General features: G+C 74.2%; 1 protein-coding gene. It reads right to left on the bottom strand.

Going from position 1 to position 503, the window contains the following annotated elements; genetic code table 11:
* Nucleotides 1-400: iron-sulfur cluster assembly scaffold protein (locus G7A99_RS24760; protein ID WP_240466419.1), on the bottom strand; the 400-nt coding region annotated here is incomplete at its 3' end.
* Nucleotides 401-503: the final 103 nt, after the last annotated feature.

The following is a 503-nucleotide window of genomic DNA, read 5'->3' as shown; positions in this document are numbered from 1 at the left end:
CCAGCCGCTCGGCCGCGGCGGCGAGCGCGTCTTCGACCACCAGCGTACCATCCATATGGGCCGCGGGAATGGCCAGTGCCTCACTGATTCGACGCGCCGTCAGGTCCCCGAGTTCCGTCAGCGGCCGGCCGGCGACCGCCTCGCATAGCCAGTCCGCGGCGGCGACCACCGCCGGATCGCCGAACGCCTCGAAACGCGCGGCGGTGACGCCGCCGGCCGTGTCGCCGCACAGCCAGATCCTCACCATCGCGCCGGCCGGCACCCGGCCGGCCTCCCCCGCGAGCCAGCCGGTCCCATCGGGACGGCCGGCATGGGCGGGGGCGGCGAAACGTGCGGCCACGGCCCCGCCGTATGTCGACGCCACGGCGGGATCCAGCGGTATCGCCCCGCAGCCCGTCATATCGACACCAACGGAGTGCGGGTCCCGTAGACCGACTGGATCGTCTCGCCGGCGGCGAGGCGTTGCCACACCGGTGAGAAGCCGCGCAGATGCCCCACCGCAG

Source organism: Arhodomonas sp. KWT (genome assembly GCF_010993615.1).
This window is presented reverse-complemented; position numbering and strand designations above follow the sequence as displayed.